Consider the following 22,276-nt stretch of genomic DNA (forward strand, 5'->3'; position numbering starts at 1 on the left):
GAGTATGAAAAAGGGGATAGCAATACTTTTCGTTGTCGTAGTTATTTTTAATCTATTACCTCAGTACAAAGTGCATTCTCAAGTTGAAAATGAACTGAGAGAATATTTGAAAACTCTTACCCCAGAAATTGTTCGAAAGATGGCTAATGAAGATATGAAAGAAATATACGGAAAAGATAATTATTTTCCGGCAAAATCAGAAAATGGGGCGTTTAATTCTGGACTTATACAACAACAAATTGAAGAAGGAATAAGAAATCCTGATGAATTTAAGGGTTTTGACATCGTTTATGGAGGAAGTCATGGAACAAAGATTATTCATAAAGGAAAAGAGATGTTCCGGTATTCTGGATATAACATTGAAGGGGATCACGTTTCAACTAGAGAATTTCCTTGGGATGCGGGTTGGAGCGGAACGCAAATTCACAATTTTAGAATGAAGGAGAACCCATGGAAAATCGGAAAAGTAAGTCCAAGTGAGTTTGATGATTTTCCAAATAACTTTAAGAAACCAATCCCAGAAAAACTAAAAGAATATTTGCCGAAAGGTAATTTTGAACAACAAATAATCAAAGCATTAAACAAGGAATATGCGGGACAGCCTTACTCGAAGTATATGTATAATAATCAAAATTCCACTCTAGCAACAAAAAGTGTTTATTCTAAGGATGGAGCACCAAAAGGAGGATGGGTTAAATATGTTCATATTATACAACCCCCCACGTATCTATCACAGGGGATGGGAAGGATATATATGACATCTACCTATAAGGATATTCCATTAGCTCCATTTATCCAAACCGAAGCTAGCGACATCTCGGCGGAATTTGCAGACCTGCCGACGGGTGCTTTGGTCGGGGAGGATGTTACGGTTTCGGTATTTGTAAGGTCAAGTTTTCCTAAGTCAGAAACTTCAACGTTTTCATGGACAATTACTCGAAAAAGTGACGGGATGCCCCTGAACCATGCAGAAAACCAATTAATGTTCAGCGGGGCTGCCACAACTGCTTCGGGATCATTAAGTATTGCGACCAATGGCAAAAGGCGCTTGAACGTTTCTTTTACGATGCCGGAAAGCGATGTGCGAATTCAGTTTAAGATTAATGAGGACGGAGAGTCTCCGAAAGAGTCAATACTGACAAACAATGTTCTTGATTCTGATCCGAATGCCGTTAAATTGCTTACGCCACAGCCTTTGCCTTATGATCTGCTTTCCAAAAGGGTCCAGCTTGATTTGCCGAGTAATACGGCAACTTTAACGCTACCCGCTTTGCAGGATGCGAGATGGGTTGGATACGCTACTGGGAAACTAGAAGTTACTAACCGCACTCCCGACTTGCTTAGATTATTTGATGTTTCTAATAATCCAGATGTTAATGAACCTAGTGAAAGCATCACGCGTTCCCCAATAACGCTTTTTACGATTAAGAGAGAGGACTTTGGGGACGATCCAGTAAATAAGAAGTGGCTTAATTTGGATAACCCTGGAACACCTTTAACTAAAACAGGTGAAGTACACTATGAAGGCTCGGTAAGCAGAGATTATGAATATACTTATTCTTGGTCTGAATGTACCGGTGAAGGAGAGGATAAGGTCTGTACGACCAAGTCAAGGACCGAATCCGGGGTCGAAACCGCGAATTTCGAAAGCAATTCGGTCAAGGAGCCCTATGAAATGTATGTTTACAATGGTCGAAAAGAAGTTCCCAGACTGACCTATAGAGACGAAATTGAGGAGAACCAAAATGACTCTCTGAAGAAGAACTTGTTCTGGACCAATGAGCCGTATATGTTTGACGTGATCCGATGGATGTATGACCAGGAATTAAACGGGAAGAAGAACTGGAGACAAGTTCCCGGCCAGTACCCAAGAGAATTTATCCAGCAGGCAAGCGGAGTCGTGGACTGGGATATTGAAAGCTCCTTGAGTACTGAATACAGCCAGTCGAGAAAAGCGGCCTCCGATAAAAGCAATAAGAAATCCCTTTATGACAAAGCGGTTTTTCCAACAGACCGGGAATTGCAAAAATATGATTACCCGATCAAATCAGGATACTATTTCAACCCGGCGGGTAGCTACACATTTACGGTCAAAACCGTACTGTTTCGGGATCAAAAACCTGTGGATATGACGAAAGATCATAAGGATTTAGTGGAAGGTCTGATTCATTCTTTCCGGTATGAGTCCGATCTCATGTATATCAACAATAACAAAGAAGCCGTCAATGTCCGAAACGAAGAGCTTGCCAAGAGAGGCGGGGGATTTGAACGGAAGACAGGCGTCTTGTCCGTCGAAAACAACAAAGGGGTTAACGGAGAAGTACTTGTTAACGTATTGGATGGAAGCAAGGAACCGTCCAGATTCAACCAGGAAATTGATGAGATACCTTACAAGAATACACGCGGAGGTGACTCCCATAAGTTCTGGAAGATGATTCTGGAAGGCTACGGCGAGTCGTATACCGAGACCAGTAATTCGTATTACAATTACCGCGAATACGTGAAATCCGGTCAGCATATTTACAAGATTACGGAAACGTCAACAATCACTATCGTAGTCAATCCCGATAATAAGATGCTTTACACTCATGCAAACATGCCTGACGGAGACTACAATATTAAGGTATGGTTCGATGATACCGACCTGACGAAAGGGAATCATACTTATAAAATTCTGAATACCTTAAAAGGAGTCGAAGAACTGGATTCCATGCAAATCACCGTGATCGGCTCGATGTTTGATGATTTGAATAACTAACCTTCGGACGTGGCGACAGAATAAGTTTGTTGCCGCGTCTTTTTTATTAAGAAAGACAATTGGAAAGGGTCGGTTTGATGAGCAGCATTAAAGTAGATCCGGCAAAGTTGGAAGAACTGTCAGCTGTGATTAAGAGATTCAGTGGCTCTATCGAAGGCGGGGAAAAATCCGTCAATGAACTCGTATCCCAACTTGTCCGCGATATACGAAGTCAATATTCCGAGTGGGAAGTACAAAGCGTTCTGAATGAAGTGGAAGACCAACTTAGACAACTGAGAAGACTGGCCGAGTCCGTTACCGTAGAACTCGAAAAAAAAGCGGGAGCGCTGTCCGAAGCATCGGCGATCTACCGGCAGGACGAAGAAAAAACCAAGAAGATGACGCAACAAAAGTACGAGCCGCCGACGCCTTCGTCTTTTTATGCCAAAGGCGGTGAACTTTCGGGAGAAGGCCTTTCGGATTATTTGGCGGACCCGTTATTCGATGATCCGGTGATCCAAAAGCTGCATGAACAAGCTCTTCACGGCACGGAAGAGGAACAAGCCAGAGCTAAGGAACAACTCGACGAGATATTCAAGGCAAGAAATTCGATAGCTCGCGCCCAAGTGGCCCATGCCGTGTATAAAACTTTTGGAAATACATACTTAATGGACAACGCACATAAAGAAGCAATGAAACAGCGCGAAGTTTTGAAACAACATGGCATCAGTGACGACTTATATAAAGAAGGAGTCAACTTAAGCCATCTTTATAAGGGGAACCGGCTTCAGGCCTGCTCCTATGATCCTTCTTTTCAGATCACCAAAGACGGGAAGCAAATATCAATACTCATGCCGCAGGATAATCAATATCTTTATCTGCTCGGATTAATCCTGGAAGGCGGACCTAAGGGAGCCTGGGCGCAAAAGCAGCTTGACGAAATTCACGATCAAATGAAGGAAATCGGCCGTGCTCAGGTAGCCTGGGGTGAATATAAAGCCAAAAATATGAAGGACGAAATGGATGGAGCCCACGCTTACGCGGAGAAGCTTCGGACCCTATTGAAGAAAAAGTATTCCATATCCTCTGAAATGGTTGACGATGTGGATTTTAAGTACTTATGGACGGGGACTGGGGCTGCTGGGAAGCATTTGGATGTGGAAGAAGCAGAGATCAATCCTGTAAGCAATTTGAGTTCAGCAGATGAATATAGGCAAGCGTTAATTGATGAAGCTAAATATTGGGTTGGTAAAATTCCTTATTGTATTGATGGTGTTATAACTACTCAAATATTAGATCGTAAAAATCCACCTAAATATATGGATTGCTCTGATTTTACTTCTTCAGTCTATAAAACAATCCTTGGGATTGATATTGGTATCAATACTAAACAACAAATCAACCGGGGAGTAGAGGTGAAATACAATGATATGAAACCTGGAGATTTGATTTTTTTTGATTGGGGAAAGAATGGAAGTGTAGATCATGTGGGCATTTACATTGGTGATGGGAAGTTCATTCATGAGACAGGTAGTAACGATAATCCTAAAAAACTTGATAAAAATCAAAATGTAAAAGTTGAGAGTCTAGATAAAAACTGGGGCGGCAGATATGGTGTTATTAGTTCAAATATATACACTATAAGAAGGATTATTAATAATGATAATACCTATTTGAATATCGTAAAGGATGGTGTAAAACCATTACCTACTATTTTTCCACCTGATAATGTGCCTCGTCAAAGCAATCTAAATTGGATTCCAAAAGAAATGAGTTTAAGTGGTACATCAAAACAGGAAAAATATCTAGCGAAAAGTCTGAAGAAATTTACAAAACTAAAATGGGATCAAAAAAAAGTGCATGAGTTATGGGTAGCGACGGAACAAATTAATAATGAATATGGTATCCAAATAGATCCTCGTTTATTACTGGCAATAATTATACAAGAAGGGACAGGAAGTTTTAATACAAGTAGTACAAATAAAGCTGCAGATGGACAAAATGGAGTAGAGGTAGATTATGCAAAGGATTTATTAAAAGCAAATAATTTATTATTTGGTAAAATTTTAGGATATGTATATTATGGAGATGACTTTAAGTCAGCAGCTGAAAATAATAATAAGCTTCCAGGTATATCTGGAACAAGTGGTGGCATTTTAGAGTACATGAATTGGAATACCCCTATTATAGATTTAAAACAAAATAAAGTTAGAGAAGGTGTGTATGCCGGAAATGGAAATTGGTATAAAAGTGTGAGCATAATTTATGATGACTTAGCCTATGAAGGAGCTTCAAAGGATTATGATCAATATATATCGGGGATTAATAAACAAACTGTTGCTAATATTTCCAAGGGGATAAAATTACCATCCTTCAATTTTTACGCGGATAAGGATGCACAAGATGACCGAGGAAGACCAAATGGGGAGTTTACTATTAATTCAAAGGTAAGGAAGTAGATAAAAATGAAAAGACAAAAGAAGCGGAATAACGAAATTATATATGTTCAATCTACCAAGATCGCTATCATACTTACCTTGTTCATTATAGTATGCGCTTGTACATCTATTGGGAATAATTCGAAATTATTAAACCCCGATTCTGTTCAGAATAATATCGAGGAAAAAGTAGATACCATATACAAGAACAGTCTGATTGGATTCGAAATAACGTTACCCGAATCATGGAATGTAACTAAGTATGAAATTGTAGAAGTTGAAGATGGAATTAAAGTGTTTTATGTCCCTCAGAACAAGAAAATCGAGAAGGCTATTTTATTTGAACTATACAAATATGGAACTGAGGCAACATGGGATGAATGGTGGGAGGGAGGCGGAAAAACTGCTGGTGTGCCATTTAGAAAAATTGGAGTGAGTAGGGGACAGGTTATTGTTATAGATGGGCCTACCGAAAATATTTACAAAGGACAAGAAGAGGCCGTAAACGAATCACAAGAATACATCAAAATGATGGCAGATACCCATGATATCGCTGAAAGCTTTAAATCATTAGAACAATCGGGCTCTAATTTAGAACAAAATAGAAGTAGCATTGATTATACAGGAATCAGGGAGTTTCTGACTTCCTTCATAGATAATATAGACAATAGAGACAACAGAAATATGGATGCTTTTAAGGAATGGATTGATCAAGATGGATTCTATTCAATAACATATTTCGTAGATAAGAGGGACATTAATACAGTAGTACATTTATATGCCAACGAGGTCAGAGGGGATCTGGTTTTAGCAAATGAAGAAAAAATGGGACTAACGTTGTCTAGTATGTTTAGTGTTTCGCATGAAGAAATTCAGGATATGCCTATACATGTTTCAGAAGAGTTGAAGAAAATATCTTTTAATGTCGATTGGCGTATCAATGATGAACCCGCTATAGAGATGGGTCTAGAAGATATACTGAAAGCATGTGAGGCGATGAATCTTGTAGATAATGAATATATTCCACAAGTATTTGTACTCAAAGACAATATGTACGCTTTTGCTATTAGTTCTGTTAATTTAGAAACTGTTACTGAAATAACTGGAGAGTGGTTAGTTTTTGAGAAGCAACATGATAAGTTCAAGATTAGGGCAGTTATGGAATTCCAGTAACACAAATCCTTGAATAGTTTTGAGATTGAAAGACTATTCAGTATGTTAGCGATACATAAAACACAATAATTAATTTGATAGTTACATTTGGTAACCTTGAAGGGGATCACATTGAGCAATAGTACAACGATGTTGAAGAGATTTTGCGTTAGAGAGTAAATGAAGCTACTGTAGATTCTATCATGAAATATGTAAGAAAAAAAAAGACCGCGAAGGTGAGTTGCCAGTGTAAATCACTACCTAATATAAAATTGTTTTGATTTTTTCAGGGAGAATTTCTGCAATTAAAAAGGGCGGGAATCATAAAGTGAGAGTAAAAAAGCTGTTATTAGTATGTTTATTATTAATTCTTACTATTACCTTGTCTTCATGTGAGTCGGAGTCAGCAGAGAGAACACTAACTCTTGAACCAACTACTCAGCCAATTATTGAGCAGGATTTTGATGATGGGAGCTTGGATCTGAGTGAAGCGGAAAACGACAACAATATTTCCCTAGGAGCTGCACCTGCCGATAGCTATTTCTCGGAGATGATCCTGAGAGCTTATGAAGAGTCTGTGTATGATGCAAAAAATAATAAAGATTTCAGTATGGTTGAAAAATATTTGATTAAGGATAGCGAGTTTTTTCGTGAAATGAAATCTTTTATTTCAGAACAAAGTTCCGAGGAGGTAATTTATACTCTTATATCATATGACATAGAAGATATGGTGCAGCATGATAACAGTAGTGAAGAGTATGATCTATATGTTAAAGAAACGATTGCACTTTATGATGAAAAACAAAGCGAAGGTATAGAGAAAACAGATTACTGGATTTATACGATAATTTCAAACGAAAATCATGTAGAAGGTATTAGTAACAGGGCTGTTTGGGAGAAAAATCAATAGTTTCAGGTTCCCGATTTGTAAGGCAATTTTCTTTAATGAAATAAAATAGGCACGCCCCGGCTCCTCCCCGCGTACAATAACCCAAATAGAATGATGCTCGAAGTCAGGTGCTTCCGGCAATCTGCGAGGTGGACCACATGATTATCCTACCGCCGGGTGAGGCTGAACAAATGGGGCGGCTGAGGCTGACCGGGGTGGAGCAGGAAATTCTGCGCTACAAACAGCAAAGCCCGGTAACTTACCGCTACGGTTCCATAGGCGAACTGGAGTTTGAATTAAAAACGAGGAGCGCGATCGTGGAGGCGGCCAGGGCACTGCATGCCAGCGGCGCTAAATTCGCGACGTTCAAAAATTCGCGGTGTAATGAGGCGCTTTGGATCCGGGAACAAAACGGGGGTTTCAGGCTGCGGAACGGGGTAACGCCGGCCGAAGGAATCCGCGATATTTTCCGGAACGGCAGGGCATATGCCTTCGAATGCGCAACGGCCATGGTGATCGTGCTGTACAAAGGCGTTCTGGATTCGATCGGCGAGCCTGCGTTCAATGCTTATTTTGCCGGTCTTTTTCTATACGATTGGAAATATGACAGCGATCTTCGGATTATTTCGGCGATGGAAGCTTATCCGGGCGATGTCCTTTATTTTAAAAACCCCGATTTCAACCCTATGACGCCGGAATGGCGCGGGGAGAACGGAATTCTGCTTCCGGGCGGAACCATTTTTGCCCATGGCATGGGAATCCGCACGCCGGAAGAGATCATTGCATTGCTCAATACCAGACGAAGACCGGGAAGCATGACATCGGCGTATCAGACGGACGATATAGAGACGCTGGACTTTGCCTACATTCAAAGATTGAAAACGGTGATTGCGAGGATCGGAAGCCGGGTTTATGCCTTTGGGTGGTAGAATCGCGTGTGTGTGCGGAAAAAAGATGAACAGCCTAACCTAATTTCGTTAATTAGGGAAGGCTGTTTTTTATGTGCTTGGATATAGTCATCACTATATGATGCTTTGCCGCCAGTAATCGTGCAGCAGGGAGATGCCCACCCGGATTTCATCGGGTTCGAGATGACCGTAACCCAGGAGCAGTTTATCTGCATGCTTTCCTGCGGTAAGGGAATATTTTTCGATGGTCGAAATACGGATTCCGCGATCACTCGCTTCACGAATAAAATTCCTGTCAAAATGCCCTTTCGCAAACTGCAAAGCCAGATGCAGTCCGGAGGTGTCCCCCCAAGTTTGTACCACGGCCTGTCCGAATACCTTATCCACCTCTTCCAGCAAAACCTGACGCCGTTGCCCGTACAATTTGCGCATGCGGCTAATATGACGATCCATTTTTCGGGTTCGCAAAAACTCCGCCAAAGCAGCCTGTTCCGCGACGGGGCATTGCACATCGGCATATAGACGCAAATGCTTCCACCCGGCATGCAACGCTTCCGGCAAAATGGAGAAACCGAGACGCAGCGCGGGGAATACGGTTTTGCTGAACGTTCCCACATAGATCACCCGCTCCGGATCCAGCGCAAACAGCGGAGTTACGGGTGCCCCTTGATAGCGGAATTCGCTGTCGTAGTCGTCTTCGATGATGTAAAAAGAATCCCTCCGTGCATGCCGGATCAGCGCGGTCCGGCGGTTCGCCGGGAGGATGCCGCCGAGCGGAAACTGATGGGAGGGAGTCACGTACACGGCGGATATATCCCCGGTGTCCCAGTCGAAGCAGGTCTCTTCCACCATCAGGCCGTGCTCATCTACGGGAGCAGGCCGATAAGCATACCCCCGATTGCGAAGCAAGGTAGGTACCGCCGTGTGACACGGGTCCTCCAGGACAAATTCCCGGTCATCCCGGTGCAGCAAATCCGCTAGCAAGCTTAACGACTGGGTAGCCCCGGCGGTAATAAAGATGTTTGCCGGATCCACCCGGAGCCCCCGGCTCCGAAAAAGCCAATCCGCGATTTCCTTCCGCAGCGGCGGGAATCCGTCCGGCCCGCTGTAACCGAGCAGATCCGGAGGCAATTGGCTAAACGCATCCGAATGGAGCCGGCCCCAAACATATTTGGGAAACGGCCGCAGGTCCGGCTGTCCGGTTTTGAAATCGGCAGCATACCCAGAAGCGGGAGGGTGGAATATTCCCGGTTGGACAACCGGCTCCGGCTGAGAGGAGCCGGGACGGTCCAGACAGAGATTCCCCGTCACTCGGGTCGGTGCCCCCTGACGGCTATTGACATAGCCTTCCGTAATGAGCATGTCGTAGGCTTCGCTGACCGTATGGCGGGACACGGCAAGCGCTTTGGCAAGCTCGCGAGTCGATGGTAAAGCCTCATCCGGCAGAAGAGTTCCGTCCAGGATGGAGCCGCTGATCTGCTGAAAAATTTGGCGGGCCAAGGAGGGACTCCCCCCGCCACGCTGCAAAACAATTCCCCACATCGTTTAGTTTCTCCTCCGAACTGGACTGGTATTAATAGGGTTAAAGCGGCACTTGGATAGATCCAGTTATCGGATATCATTATACCATGATCCATTCCCCCAGTCTGGAAAGGAGAGGAAATCATGAATCTAAATCAGGGGAAAGTCTATTTATTCCTGGCTTTTTCGTTGGCGGGCACTTCCGTCATTGCCGCTCGACTCGTATCGGATCATATAGGTCCTTTTACGATTACCGCGCTCAGCTTGTTGCTCGGTATGCTGCTCCTCGTTTCGCTTTACCGTGTTCGGCTGATTGCAACAATCAAAAGAATGACGTTCACCGATTGGAAAATGGTTGTTTTGCAAGCTTTTTTCGGGATTTTTTTGTTCCGGGCTTTGCTTTTAGCAGGCCTTCATGGAACCAGCGCAGGGGAGGCCGGCTTGTTAACCGGAGCGGCTCCGGCGATTACGGCCTTAATGGCCTGGTTATTCCTTAGGGAGCGGTTAACTGCCGGAATCCTGGCGGGCATGCTGTTTACCGTAACCGGCATCCTGCTGATTCAATGGTCGCCATCTTCCGGGCATCTCTTTGTGACCGAACACTTTGGAGGCAATTTGCTGGTACTCGGGGCTGCGGCCAGCGAATCGCTGTTCAATACTTTATCGCGTGCGGGGAGCCGAGACCAAACGCGCCGGAATACTTCGGTTGACCCTATCGTACAAACGACGCTGGTCACGATCTCCGCCTTTATATTCGCCGTGATTCCCGCACTGACGGAACAACCGTTTTCCGGCTTATCCGCTCTCGGGCCGACAGGGTGGGTGGCATTATTGTGGTACGGGTGGATCGTGACCGCTTTGGCTTTCATTTGCTGGTATGCGGGAATTAAGCGCACCTCGACCTATACGGCGGCCGCTTATTCCGGGATGATGCCTTTAACATCGATGTTATTGTCGCTTTGTTTGCTGAATGAGAGCGTGGGCTATGCTCAAGCGGGCGGTGGTTTAGCCGTGATTCTTGGCATGTGGTTTATCGGGCGCAATCCCCGGAAAGACGTTTCTCGAGGTCTTGAGGCAGATGACAAATTACGCGAAGCTGTGTGAAATTGAGTCCTTGGCCAAGCGGTGAGAATGGGACAAAAACGTAAGGAATATGGACAAACAATGAACTGAAATGGATGGAGACAACGGTTTAGGTAATAAGTTATGCTTCCTCCTGCCCGATACTGGGAATCCGATCCAGAAAAACAAGGCGTTCGGACAGGGGGGAGGGCAATTTAGCGGGATTTCCTGGGGCGAAATGCGGCCGCCGCCCGGCCTATTCACAACCTTCGCAAATTGTGGTTTTCTGGATAATGGTAACTATATTGCTGCGCTTGCAGCTTGCCATTATATAATGCAGGAGGCTAACAAATGAAAGGAAAACATGAAAATCATCAGGGTCTGGTTCGCGTTGCGTTCCGGATTTTTCTAGCGATTTGCTTGCTTGGCGGCTTAACCGGACTGACCGGCGGAACCGTGACGTATGCGGAAACGGCTCAATCACAATCCAAGCCCGCATTTACAGACATTGGAGGGCATTGGGCTAGGCCGGCGATCGAGGAAATGGTACGCCAAGGGATTCTGGACGGATATCCCGACGGCAGTTTCCGGCCGGGTGAACCGGTCAAAGTGGATCAATTCGTTAAAATGCTGATCCTGTCCTACAGCGAGCAGCATCCCAACCAGGAAAGAAGCTGGCGGAGCAGCTTCCTGGATTCGCTGACGGAGGAAAACCGGACGATTTTGAAGCAGGATTACCGCTACTTTGATTTCAAGCCTTCATTGACCGGATATTGGGCCAAGCCATACATAGACGTCGCTAGCGACCTAAACTTCCTCAACAAAAGCCGCTACAGCGATTTCCAGTCGGACATGACCCGTGAAAATGTGGCAGAAATTCTGTTTTACACGCTGCAGGAGACGGAATATTTGGAGGACGCGGATTTTAGCCGCTCCGTGGCGCAGGCGTATGGAGATCTGACCAGCGCCAATGAGCGCGAACAGAAATTCATCGCGGAGTCGCTCATCAAAGGCATCATGGAGGGCTACCCGGATGGTAACTTCGGCGTGGGCCGGTACGTTACGCGGGCTGAAGCGCTTGTCATCCTGAACCGGCTGACGGACAAGGAGAAGCGGCTTCCGGTTCAGCCGGAGAAAGAAAAGCTGCAACGTCTCGTGCCGACCGTTGGCGGCGGTCAAAAAATCGTCGCATTTCCGGATCAGAAAATGTGGGATGCCTACGATACGTTGAAGCAGGCCGGACAGCTTCGCGGCACCAACTACGACTTGCTCGATACGACGCTACGCCTGTTTAAGGACGAGAAGGAGAAGAAGGCCGTTCAGCAGGCAGCCAGCGCAGGGGCGCTAGGAGCCGGTGCAAGCGCGAACGCGGCAACGGAGGAAGTCGCAATCTGGCTGGATCCGACTTACAACACTTACGGCATCACGGTCCGGCTGCGGGAAGGAACGCTGGCCCGCAACAAAGAGCCGATCGAGCTGTTTGCGAATCAGCTGTTTACTTACGATGCCATCGCCTTCAACCGCTGGTTCGACGCCATCTGTACGGAAGTGGAGGCGGGCAGGCCGCTGGCTTCCAAACAGGCTGCCTTAGGCGACTACACGGTGAACGTCCTCGTGGACAACGCGGCCAAAACCATCGTATTCTCCGTAGCGGCAACCAAATAGAAGGGGACTCTCGGATAACGCAGTACGAAACGCTAATTTCAAAGCATGATGCATCAGTAATAACCGTTAGGGCAGATATTTATCGCCTTGGCGGTTATTTTTTATTGATTTTCGGTCCTCTCCATCCTCTAACGGACATGAGAGACCTTAATCTTCGAAAAAACGCCCTTTTCAAATTCTAACGGACACCACGGCCGTTATTCGGGCATGGGGAGTCAAAATAAAGCCAAAACTCTGAGAATAACGTCTCCTGTGTCCGTTAGCAGTGAGAAAACAAAACTTAACGCAGTTTAGCGTCTCTGGTGTCCCTTAGAATGTCGACGATCAAACGACTCCAAGTGTGACTGACCCACACCCCCTTCACTTGGATGAAGAGCCGAGGCTATTTTAAAAACTTTCTGCAAATTTAAACGTCTATTAAATTAAGCGTTTATGGAAAAAAGAGGAGGATTGCAGTGATGAGAGCAAGTGAACGGATACAGAAGGTGTCCGAGACCATAAAGTTAAGAAATAGAGCTAAACGGTACGGATGGATCCACCGTTTTAGTTTGGGCGGTTTCGCTGCAGCCGGGGCTATTCTTCTGTTGACTTCAGCGACTACCGCTGAGGCTAATGCGGAATTTTCCGCGGCACCAGAACGCACCATGAAGGACATGTTGCTAATCCCCGCTTCATCTGAAGCTGCCGGAAGTGCCGCGACACAATCCGGACTCTATCGCACGTTGCCCAAGCAGGGTGACTCCATCGCGATCCGGTACGCGGCGCCCTTATTTTCGGAACCCGTAAGGGCTACAAGCGACCCGCGAGCCTTGCATGTCACGTATTTCGGGCAGCCCGGGGAAAAAATGACGGTCAAAACCTTATCCGGTGAAATGCTATCCTTTCATACTTACGATAAGGGGACACTCTGGATTCCGCTCTGGTATGTTTCTGAAGCTTCCGCAAATACCGTGAGCCTAGCACCGCAATACGTAACACTCAGTCCTGAAGCCAAGCTGTCGCTTGCACCGTCCAGTTCGGTGAAGTGGGCTCAGGATAAGGTTGTGGAAGCAAGCCAAATGGTGGCGATGGCCAAATGGAACGACTGGTACGGGGTCATCGTGACCCCTCCGGTTTGGCATGAGGGCTATGAAGTGTACCGTCCGACACTGTTATGGGTCCGGGACAAAGATGTAACCGGTGTGACGCCGGTTCCGACCCCCTTATTGGGACCCGATTCCCTAGCTTCCCTGGATACGATTCGCGGCATTACCGAGCTGTCCCTAAAGCTTGGCGATGACAAGAAAACGGTAGAGAAGCTGCTTGGCGCACCAATGTTCACGGAAACTTCCGACGATTTGCAGACGGTGGTCGGAGACCCGATGATCCTGGGCGAGGCCTGGAGATACGAGCGTAAAGATGCCCATTTTACGGTGACATTTTCTCCTTCGGGAAAGCTGGTCCGTACGCATTGGATTATTCCCGCTGAAGGAGAGCCGCCATGGAACCGACTATATTCCGGAGACGATTATTTGTTCTCTCAGGATTATTACGTAACGCCGCTTCCGCAGACTCTGGATATTAAGCCCAAGTGGAGAAACCAGGGAACCCTTGGTTTTACCTATTTGCTAGGCGCGGGAAAAGATACGCTGCTCATCAAAGGGGATGACGGGGGCTTCAGCGGCATGCACTATGCTTCCTCCTTGTATGCCGTCGGCCGTTCGGACGGAGAGACGCGTTGGCAAGTGGATGCGGGATTCGGCGTCCTGAGCGCAGCGATGGAATCCTCCGGCGATTATGCATTCGTCTATACTTCTTATAATCCCGCCGAACAGAAGTATGTGAACCAGGTCCGGCGCATCCGGATGTCCGACGGCAAAACGATGTGGGAACGGAATTCCGGTGACGAGAACCAAATGGGGATGTGGGCGGCAAAGAAATCGGTCATTTTGGTGACCTGGAAGGATACGGGGCAGGAAGACGCCTCCGTTCCATCGGTATTAAGCGTGCTCGACAGTGAAACAGGCAAGGAGCGATGGCAGAGGAACGTGGCCGGGGAGACTCAGATTCTGAACCAAGGTGCCGAGGACCCGTATGTGTTGATTCGCGACAATAACAAGCTTGAAGCGCTTGATCTCATGACGGGTGAACCGGCATGGCAGATCAAGGTCAAGGCTGACGGTGGCCTATTGGAAGATCCCGGCTTCGAGCCTTATTTTGCGGGCGGGCCTCAGATCGATCCGTTCACGGGTCCCGATTCCGATAAGCGTTGGATTCTAGCCGGTGATGCGTGGCAGTTGCTGGAGTTGAAAACGGGCACTTCAACCGGCGAATACAAGGCATCCCCCGGTGAGCGGTTCGAAGTGCTGAATGAGCGGTATTTGCTTGTTCAGCATCCTTTGGACAACAGCGATTATTGGAGTGCGACGCAATTCGAGACAAGGCTGTACGACGTGGCGGCTGAGAAGACGAAGCTTACGATTCCGGGAAAAGGCTCCAAGGGTGCGATCAAAGACGAGACGCTTTATCTAGTCGTAGACGGAATACCGGCTGCCATCGATATGAAAACGGGAATTTACCTATGGCGCATGCTCAATACCGCAGCGGAATACGTGGATTTGTCGCGTTATACGGCCGGGAGCTTTGCTGTGTTGGATCATGCAGTGCTATTTCCTTACGGTTCGGACTTGCTGATTCTGGGCAAGCATGACGGTTCCGTACTCGGGCGACTCCGGGACGTAAGAACGGGATATGCCGAACTGCGTGAACTGGACCACAGGAACGGGACCTTGAACCGGCACGGCGACGAGCTGTATGTCGGTACGGCAAACGGTGGCTTTTTCAAGTACGATGTTGGCGTATTTACCGCTGTGGTACAATAATTTTATATTTTGACGGCAAGCGGTGGAGGAAGTAGTTATGGAAGCTAAACGAAAAGTACTGGTGGTCGAAGATGAAGCCGATATGGCCAGGATCATGCAAGATTATATTCAAGTTCATGGATACGAAGTTCATGTAGCTGGTGAGGGCAAAACAGCGATACATTTGATCGAGGCGGTGCAGCCGGATTTTATCATTTTGGACATTATGCTTCCCGATGCGGACGGCATCGAGTTGTGCCGGCAAATCCGGGAAAAGCTGGACACGCCGATTCTCATCCTCAGTGCCAGAGGCAGCGATACGGACAAGGTGCTGGGGCTCGGGTTCGGTGCCGACGATTACATGACCAAGCCCTTTTCCCTCAGTGAGCTGGTAGCCAGAATCAGCGCGCATTTGCGGAGAAACGAGCGCTTGGTCCTTGCCGCGGCCCGGCAAGAAGAATTATTGACCTTTGGAGACCTCGTGATCGACAAGAAAGGGTACCGGGTCGCCATTGCGGATCGGGAAATCTCGCTTTCGGCCAAAGAGTTCGAGCTGTTGTTCTTTCTTTCCAGCCATAAAAATCAGGTGTTTTCCAAAAGCAGATTATTGGATGAGCTGTGGGGATATGGGGCATACGGCGATGAAAATACGATCACTGTATACGTCCGCAGAATCCGCGAAAAAATCGAGGCCGACCCGGCTAGTCCTGTCTATATCAAGACCGTTTGGGGCGTGGGCTACAAGTTTAGCGACGATCAGGTTGCGGGAGCGAGTGAAACATAATTATGGATTTGAAGAGTTGGACAAAACGATGGATCACCGCCGCGGTGGTATGTATTGTGATCATTACCGCATGCGGCGGTTATTTTCTTATGGAGCTGCTGCGTTCGGGCAATCCCGGCGCGACCTCGGCCATTAATCAAGCCCGATTGACCGTCAGCGATTTGATGGTTTATCTGGAAAAGAATCATGAACAGCTGTCCGAGGACGAGTCGGTTTGGAAATCTTTGCGCGACTTATCGACCCAGCGCGGAGTGAGCCTTCTGTTTGTCGGGCTGGACGGCAGCGTGATTTTTAACTCCTCTCAGAGCGGATCTCCTACCCGCATTAATCCGAAAACTTCGGTTCATTTTGATTTATCCGCTGCCCGGAGTGGGCATGGCACCTACAAGATCGCTTTCCCGGTCGTGGACCCCGACAGACAAACTCAAGTCGGCAATGCCATATTTGAGTTGCAAGCGCATGAAGCCTTACTTACGAAAAAGGTCTCGCACGCGATACTGCCCGGCGTAATAATGCTGCTGGCTTTTATCGTACTGTCAAGCCTGCTGTTTGTATTACATAGAAAAATAAATCGCGGAATGATATCACCCGTGACCAGGCTGAAGGATTACAGCGAAGCTATTCTCAGAGGGGACTATAGCCAAAAGGTGGAGTATAACCAGGCTGATGAAGTCGGCAAAATGTATGCGGTATTTGATCAAATGCGCCTGGAGATTATGGACCTGCACCGCCGAAGGGACGAGGGGGAACAGTCCAGAAAAGAATTGATATCCAATATCTCGCATGATCTGAAAACACCGCTGGCTACCGTGAAAGCCTATATCGAGGCCATCAGGGACGGGGTCAGTCCGGATATGGAAACCGTACGCGAATATGCTGATGTCATGCATACCCAGAGCGATAAAATGGCCAAATTGATTGACGATCTGCTCCTCCATGCCTTAAGGGAGCTGGGTCAGATCTCGATCCAACTGACAGAGCAATACAGCAGGCGAATGTTTGAAGAGATTTTGCAGCCCGCCCGGCACCTTGTTGAAACGCGTGGTATCACGTACGTTGGTCCTGCAACGATTCCCGACGTTCTGATTTCGGCGGACGCCCGCCGGATGGAGCAGGTAATCTCCAATCTCATGGTCAATGCGCTAAAAGCTACCCCCGCAGGCGGCCGGATAAGCATAAGTATCGAGCACGAGCCCGGACAGCTGCGAGTTTCCGTAACGGACACGGGAGATGGTATTCGGCCGCAGGATATGCCGTTTATATTCGAACGTTATTATCAAGGCAAGAGCGGGCAAGAGGGAGGCCAATATAGCCGTACGGAAGGCGCAGGGCTAGGTTTGTCAATCTGCAAAACGATTGTGGAAGCGCATGGGGGGATCCTTTCTTTTCGCAGCAACAAAGGACAGGGGACGGAGTTTCATTTTACCCTCCCGGTGGATTAGGAAGAGGCAGTAATACTTTATTCATAAATCGATAAGAGGATGGTAAGAAATGCCCTCTACAATGGTTGTATAACCACGAAATAGCAGTTGTTCGTAGCAAGATTGGGAGGGTGTCTATTGAAGAAGCAAGCGATTATTGAAGCGGTGAATTTATGCAAAACCTATTCCACCGGAAGCGAACAATACCATGCTATCCGCAATTTAAGCCTGGAGATTTACGAAGGCGACTTTACGGTGATCATGGGCAATTCCGGATCGGGGAAATCCACGCTGTTGTACATGCTCAGCGGACTTGACACCGTGACCGCCGGTGAGGTTCATTTCCGCGGAGAGCGGATCGATACATTTAACGAGAAGAAAATGGCGGATTTTCGCGCCAAAAGGATCGGTTATATTTATCAAAGCATCAATTTGGTCCCGGATTTAACCTTGTTCGAGAACATCACTCTGCCGGGACATATCTCGGGAAATCCCCCAAAAGAAGTAAATGGCAAGGCAGAGACTCTCATGGACGCGATGGGCATCGGAGATTTGCGGGGCCGCCTGCCTTTCCAGACCTCGGGGGGACAGCAGCAGCGCGCGGCGATTGCAAGGGCGTTGATCAATGCTCCGGAAGTGGTTTTTGCGGACGAACCGACAGGGAGTCTGAATTATGAGCATGGCGTCGCTGTGCTGAACATCTTGACGGAATTGAACCGAAAGGGACAATCGGTAGTCATGGTAACTCATGATATTCAAGCGGCTTGCCGCGCCGACCGGCTTATATTCATCCGGGACGGACAAGTCGGAGGATTGCTGGAATTCGGTAAATTCGATGAACGGGACATGGAAACCAGAGAGTCGGTCATCTTTTCCCTTGTTTCGGGAAAGGGGTGAGCAAATGAGGCCTGTCTGGATCCTTTGCCGCTCCTATTTGCGCAAGAGGAAAATTCAAAACTTACTGATCGCCCTGCTCATTATGCTGTCCACGTTGCTATTGACGACGGCGGCCCTTGTTTTTGCCAACACGGGGAACCTATATACGGATATGCATCAAAAGACAGCCGGCGCCCATCAAATACTAACGATGGGAGATGAGCTTCACGATCCCCGGCTGATTCAGAAGTGGTGGGATGAGCAGTCCGATGTTCAGGCGACCGCACTGATACCGTTTCGAAATCTTGACGGATTAACCTATAACGGACAAGAGATTTCCAATATCTATATGTTTATGATGAATACGCCGGAGCAACCCGCTAATGTGGATAAATTGATTTTTGCCCAAGGTACCGAAACAATGACTCCCGCCCAAGGAACGATATGGATACCTACCTCCTTGGCCTACACTCACGGCATTACACAGGGAGATACCTTGACCTTTCAGTCAGGCAGCCGCAACTTCGAATTGTCGGTGTCGGGTATCGTGGTTGACCTGGCATATGGTTCGCCGTTCACGATAAATGCCCGAATTTGGATGAACAGCGAGGATTACGACCGGGAACTGGCTTCTCTGCCCGGGAGCGACCAATATATGATGGGGCTGAGATATGAGGATTACAGTCAAAGTTCGGTGATCTGGGAACGGTTCGAAACCTACCTCGGCACGCCCTATCTGGAGACCAAAAGCGAATTCGAGGAACTATCCTCATTTTACCTGATTATTAATAAGGTCATCGGATTTATCATGATATTTCTCGGATCGGTTATGATGCTCGTAGCCTTGTTTACGGTCGCATTTACCGTTTCGGAGGCGATTATGACCCATTATCGGACGATCGGCATTGTTCGTTCACTGGGTCTGACTTCGAAACAAACCGTAGGGGCTTACGTGCTGCAATATGGCCTGGTTGCTTTGGCGGCCGTTATACCCGGAGTTTTGATCAGCAGGCTGCTGGCAGTCGGCATTGTGAGTAGATCGCTGCAGTATTTGAAAACGGGGGATGACTTATTACAAATACAAGGATTGTCCTTGGGATGGGCTGTCGGTTGCTTTATTTTCCTGCTTGTCTTGATCAGCGTATGGTTATACGCCGGGAAGGCCCGTAAGGTACAACCGGTCCAGGCAATCCGGTACGGGATGTCCGAAGCAGAATACAGCCGGATGGCAAGACGCCTGAATCCCCGGAACAAGAACTCCCGGCTCAGTTTCGGAAGAATACCGGTGACCGGCGTAATTGCGCTGCGGAATTTAAGCGGCAACCGAAAGGCAGCTGCGGTGATGCTGCTGCTGACGACCGTTAGTTCAGCCGTGCTTGTATTAGGGTTTGTCCTTCTGTATAGCATTATTAACATCGCACGGACCTCAGCTTTGTGGGGATATGACGATGCGCCTGCCGTTGTTACGGTGTTTAATCAAGCCGCATTCTCCGGGGAGCGTTTCGAAGCGGATATGAAGTTGGACTCCAGAGTGAAATCGATCGGCTGGAACGACGATATGACCGGGGTATTTCCGCTGGAGGACTCGGGGGTGAAGGATGACCCTTCCCGGTCGCTGAACGTTTATGTCGGCGTACTTGAAGGCGGGTATGAGGAGTTCGGCTTCGCCTCGATTCAGGGAGATAACCCGCGCAACGGGAATGAAATCGCCCTAGGTTTCAACTTGGCGAGAACTCTGGGGAAAGTGCCGGGAGACATGGTCGAGATTTACCTCGAAGGACACAAGCTCACGCTTACGGTGAGCGGGATATACCAAGCGATTTCCAATATGTCGTTTTCCGCCAGAGTAACCGCGGATACGGTGAGAAGTTACCGGCCGGATTACCGTGAAATGGAGATGGGTTATCTAAATCTGTACGACAAGTCGCAAGCCGACGAAATCGTGCAGGACCTGAACCGGAAGTATGGCGACTCGTTGTCGGCCGTGACCCAACAGACGCTGCTGGATTCGGTTTACAAAGAGGCGGAGGTTGTTTTGATCGCTCCAATGGGCTTTATGGGACTGCTGTTTTGTCTGGTCACCTTTCTGATCATTTATAGTTTCTGCCGGATTCAAATCAGAAAAGAGAGCAAAACGTACGGAATTTACAAATCGCTCGGCATGACTTCCCGTAAAATCAGAGCCGCCGTCAGTCTGGGGATTGGGGTCCTTTCACTGATCGGAGCATTTATCGGCTCAGTATGCGGCGTATATCTGCTTCCTCGGCTGCTTGAGCAAATTCTGGTCTCCTACGGCCTTGTCCGCCTCCCGCTTCTGTTGAATGGTGGAGGAATTGCCGTTGTTGCTCTCGTGAGCGTAATAGTAGCCCTCCTGGGATCTTGGTTGTCATCAAGAATTGTAGTCACTACTTCAGCTAGGGATTTGGCGGCCGAATAAAAAGATCTGAAGCTTGAAATAAATGCATGAGCCCGCATCGCCGTACCGGCGGTTATCCGTAATTGGTGAACCTCAGGTAATGGCGATGGGGCTTTTTTTGCACTATAAATTTCGGAGAAAGTTTTAGATTTCTACTTTTGTGTAAGCGCTTCAAAAAAATGCTTGTGATATAAAAACAGGTTTGTTATACTGCACTTGAAAAGCTTTTCAAAGAAGGAAGTAGACAGAATGAAACCAACCATTCGGGATGTTGCCAAGATGGCGGGAGTCTCCATCAGTACGGTATCCCGCGTTATGAACGCACCGGAAACCGTAGTGGAGAGCAAGCGTCTGAAAGTACTCGATGCGATCGAGGAGCTGAAGTATCAGCCGAACTCTTTTGCACGAGGTCTTATTTATCGAAAGTCTTTTACGCTCGGCTTGCTTATTCCGGATATTGAAAACATGTATTACGCCGGCATGATCCGGGGGATGCAGGATGCCTGTATCAAGCTCGGGTACAGCCTCATGATCTGTAATACGGATCGGGACCCGGAGCGCCTGTTGTCGTACATCGATGCTTTTCATGAAAAGCAGGTCGACGGCATCGTGTTCGCCAGCGATATGCTGTTTCCCGAATACTACGACAAGCTGGTGGGATGCCGGATTCCGTTCGTGATGGTCTCGTCGCACTCCGACGAGTACGACATTCCCAGCGTCGAAGTGGACGACGAAGCCGCCGCCTACGATGCGGTCAAGTTTTTGATCGAGCTGGGTCACAAGCAAATTGGAATGATCGGCTTCAACGATGTGAATTCAATTGCGGGACCGCCCCGTATTGAAGGGTTTGCCAGAGCGCTTAAGGAATTCGGTTTGGAGCACAACCTTGAGAAGGTCAAATATGCGAGTCACCGGTTTGAACATGCTTATGAAGCGTCCCACGAACTTTTTTCAGAGTATCCCGATACCACCGCCGTATTCTGCGTCGCCGACGAATTTGCTATGGGTGCGATTTCGTACTTGAAGGATCGTAATGTGCTTGTACCCGGTCAAGTATCCGTCGTCGGATTCGATAATGTCCGCATGGCCGGCATGTTCATTCCAAAGCTCACGACGATCGCCCAGCCCATTTACGAATTGGGCTACCGTTCCGCGGAACAGCTGCATGAACTGGTTACGACGGAAAGCGTGAAGGTCACCCGGGAAAAGATGAAGCATAAACTGATCGTAAGAGAATCCACCAGGGAAAGATGAGCGGCGCTCCTCTCTTTTCCGAAGAGTTTGAAAAGCTTTTCACAAAGGTGCCGGATATATGTCATAGGCCGGAGGAAGAGCGGAGAAGCTTTTAGGAATAGACCGTTTTGCAAACGCATACATAGTATGTGGCAGCAAGACGAAAAGAAGATGAAGGAGTAGAAATTCGCCATTCTTCATGAAGAATATAGCCCGTTTTGGAATTTTGAAAAGCTTTGCAAACTTGTTAAGGAGGTGATTCGCCCTAGCATTGCCGGGACAACAAGACCCTCAGAGGAGGAAGACTGGAAAGAAGGAACTGCTTCTAAAAAAT

Annotated in this window: 14 protein-coding genes; 13 read left to right on the plus strand and 1 reads right to left on the minus strand. The window is 47.5% G+C overall.

All coding sequences use genetic code 11. The features are described 5' to 3' along the window. Nucleotides 1-4 precede the first annotated feature (4 nt). The 5 genes from ACLB09_RS20045 (at nt 5) to ACLB09_RS20065 (ending at nt 8,145) form a co-directional block, all read left to right on the plus strand. Entirely contained in the window at nt 5-2,758 is a 2,754-nt protein-coding gene (locus ACLB09_RS20045) for a hypothetical protein (RefSeq protein WP_410771628.1), read from the plus strand. Nucleotides 2,759-2,835: 77 nt separating this feature from the next. Next, nucleotides 2,836-5,196 carry an NlpC/P60 family protein gene (locus ACLB09_RS20050; protein WP_410771629.1) on the plus strand — a complete coding sequence of 787 codons (2,361 nt, stop codon included), beginning with the start codon at nt 2,836-2,838 and terminating at the stop codon, nt 5,194-5,196. 6 nt (nt 5,197-5,202) lie between these two features. After that, nucleotides 5,203-6,348, plus strand: coding sequence for a hypothetical protein (locus ACLB09_RS20055; protein ID WP_410771630.1), 1,146 nt, complete (start codon nt 5,203-5,205; stop codon nt 6,346-6,348). Nucleotides 6,349-6,655: 307 nt separating this feature from the next. Next, on the plus strand, nt 6,656-7,237 hold the full coding sequence (locus tag ACLB09_RS20060) for a TcaA NTF2-like domain-containing protein (RefSeq protein ID WP_410771631.1): 582 nt from the start codon (nt 6,656-6,658) through the stop codon (nt 7,235-7,237). 137 nt (nt 7,238-7,374) lie between these two features. Then, entirely contained in the window at nt 7,375-8,145 is a 771-nt protein-coding gene (locus tag ACLB09_RS20065; RefSeq protein WP_410771632.1) for a protein-glutamine gamma-glutamyltransferase, read from the plus strand. Between the two features lie 93 nt (nt 8,146-8,238). Here the strand turns inward: ACLB09_RS20065 and pdxR are convergent, their stop codons facing one another. Continuing rightward, nucleotides 8,239-9,666: a MocR-like pyridoxine biosynthesis transcription factor PdxR gene (pdxR, locus tag ACLB09_RS20075; RefSeq protein WP_461729002.1), complete on the minus strand. Its 1,428-nt coding sequence runs from the start codon at nt 9,664-9,666 to the stop codon at nt 8,239-8,241. A gap of 123 nt (nt 9,667-9,789) precedes the next feature. Between pdxR and ACLB09_RS20080 the strand changes: the two genes are divergently transcribed. The 8 genes from ACLB09_RS20080 to ACLB09_RS20115 all read left to right on the plus strand — a co-directional run bounded on the left by ACLB09_RS20080 (nt 9,790) and on the right by ACLB09_RS20115 (nt 21,963). Next, nucleotides 9,790-10,749 carry a DMT family transporter gene (locus ACLB09_RS20080; RefSeq protein WP_410771633.1) on the plus strand — a complete coding sequence of 320 codons (960 nt, stop codon included), beginning with the start codon at nt 9,790-9,792 and terminating at the stop codon, nt 10,747-10,749. A gap of 309 nt (nt 10,750-11,058) precedes the next feature. After that, a complete protein-coding gene (locus ACLB09_RS20085) occupies nt 11,059-12,372 on the plus strand; it encodes an S-layer homology domain-containing protein (protein ID WP_410771634.1) in 1,314 nt (437 codons plus the stop codon). 458 nt (nt 12,373-12,830) lie between these two features. After that, nucleotides 12,831-15,233 (plus strand): outer membrane protein assembly factor BamB family protein, encoded by a 2,403-nt coding sequence (locus ACLB09_RS20090; RefSeq protein WP_410771635.1) that lies wholly within the window; start codon nt 12,831-12,833, stop codon nt 15,231-15,233. Nucleotides 15,234-15,270: 37 nt separating this feature from the next. Continuing rightward, the gene (locus tag ACLB09_RS20095; RefSeq protein ID WP_410771636.1) at nt 15,271-15,996 is read left to right on the plus strand and encodes a response regulator transcription factor; all 726 of its coding nucleotides are present in this window, start codon (nt 15,271-15,273) and stop codon (nt 15,994-15,996) included. Between the two features lie 2 nt (nt 15,997-15,998). Continuing rightward, nucleotides 15,999-17,438, plus strand: coding sequence for a sensor histidine kinase (locus ACLB09_RS20100; protein ID WP_410771637.1), 1,440 nt, complete (start codon nt 15,999-16,001; stop codon nt 17,436-17,438). Nucleotides 17,439-17,555: 117 nt separating this feature from the next. Next, entirely contained in the window at nt 17,556-18,314 is a 759-nt protein-coding gene (locus tag ACLB09_RS20105) for an ABC transporter ATP-binding protein (protein ID WP_410771638.1), read from the plus strand. A gap of 4 nt (nt 18,315-18,318) precedes the next feature. After that, entirely contained in the window at nt 18,319-20,730 is a 2,412-nt protein-coding gene (locus tag ACLB09_RS20110) for an FtsX-like permease family protein (RefSeq protein ID WP_410771639.1), read from the plus strand. Between the two features lie 228 nt (nt 20,731-20,958). Continuing rightward, nucleotides 20,959-21,963 (plus strand): LacI family DNA-binding transcriptional regulator, encoded by a 1,005-nt coding sequence (locus tag ACLB09_RS20115; RefSeq protein WP_410771640.1) that lies wholly within the window; start codon nt 20,959-20,961, stop codon nt 21,961-21,963. Nucleotides 21,964-22,276: the final 313 nt, after the last annotated feature.

It is taken from the genome of Fontibacillus forbon, assembly GCF_046559655.1.
Lineage (GTDB): Bacteria > Bacillota > Bacilli > Paenibacillales > Paenibacillaceae > Fontibacillus.

Excerpts from the sequence above, each read along its gene's own strand:
- ACLB09_RS20045 (WP_410771628.1), top strand. The coding sequence starts at position 5 with ATGAAAAAGGGGATAGCAATACTTTTCGTTGTCGTAGTTATTTTTAAT.
- ACLB09_RS20050 (WP_410771629.1), top strand. The coding sequence starts at position 2,836 with ATGAGCAGCATTAAAGTAGATCCGGCAAAGTTGGAAGAACTGTCAGCT.
- ACLB09_RS20055 (WP_410771630.1), top strand. The coding sequence starts at position 5,203 with ATGAAAAGACAAAAGAAGCGGAATAACGAAATTATATATGTTCAATCT.
- ACLB09_RS20065 (WP_410771632.1), top strand. The coding sequence starts at position 7,375 with ATGATTATCCTACCGCCGGGTGAGGCTGAACAAATGGGGCGGCTGAGG.
- pdxR (WP_461729002.1), bottom strand. The coding sequence starts at position 9,666 with ATGTGGGGAATTGTTTTGCAGCGTGGCGGGGGGAGTCCCTCCTTGGCC.
- ACLB09_RS20080 (WP_410771633.1), top strand. The coding sequence starts at position 9,790 with ATGAATCTAAATCAGGGGAAAGTCTATTTATTCCTGGCTTTTTCGTTG.
- ACLB09_RS20085 (WP_410771634.1), top strand. The coding sequence starts at position 11,059 with ATGAAAGGAAAACATGAAAATCATCAGGGTCTGGTTCGCGTTGCGTTC.
- ACLB09_RS20090 (WP_410771635.1), top strand. The coding sequence starts at position 12,831 with ATGAGAGCAAGTGAACGGATACAGAAGGTGTCCGAGACCATAAAGTTA.
- ACLB09_RS20095 (WP_410771636.1), top strand. The coding sequence starts at position 15,271 with ATGGAAGCTAAACGAAAAGTACTGGTGGTCGAAGATGAAGCCGATATG.
- ACLB09_RS20100 (WP_410771637.1), top strand. The coding sequence starts at position 15,999 with ATGGATTTGAAGAGTTGGACAAAACGATGGATCACCGCCGCGGTGGTA.
- ACLB09_RS20110 (WP_410771639.1), top strand. The coding sequence starts at position 18,319 with ATGAGGCCTGTCTGGATCCTTTGCCGCTCCTATTTGCGCAAGAGGAAA.
- ACLB09_RS20115 (WP_410771640.1), top strand. The coding sequence starts at position 20,959 with ATGAAACCAACCATTCGGGATGTTGCCAAGATGGCGGGAGTCTCCATC.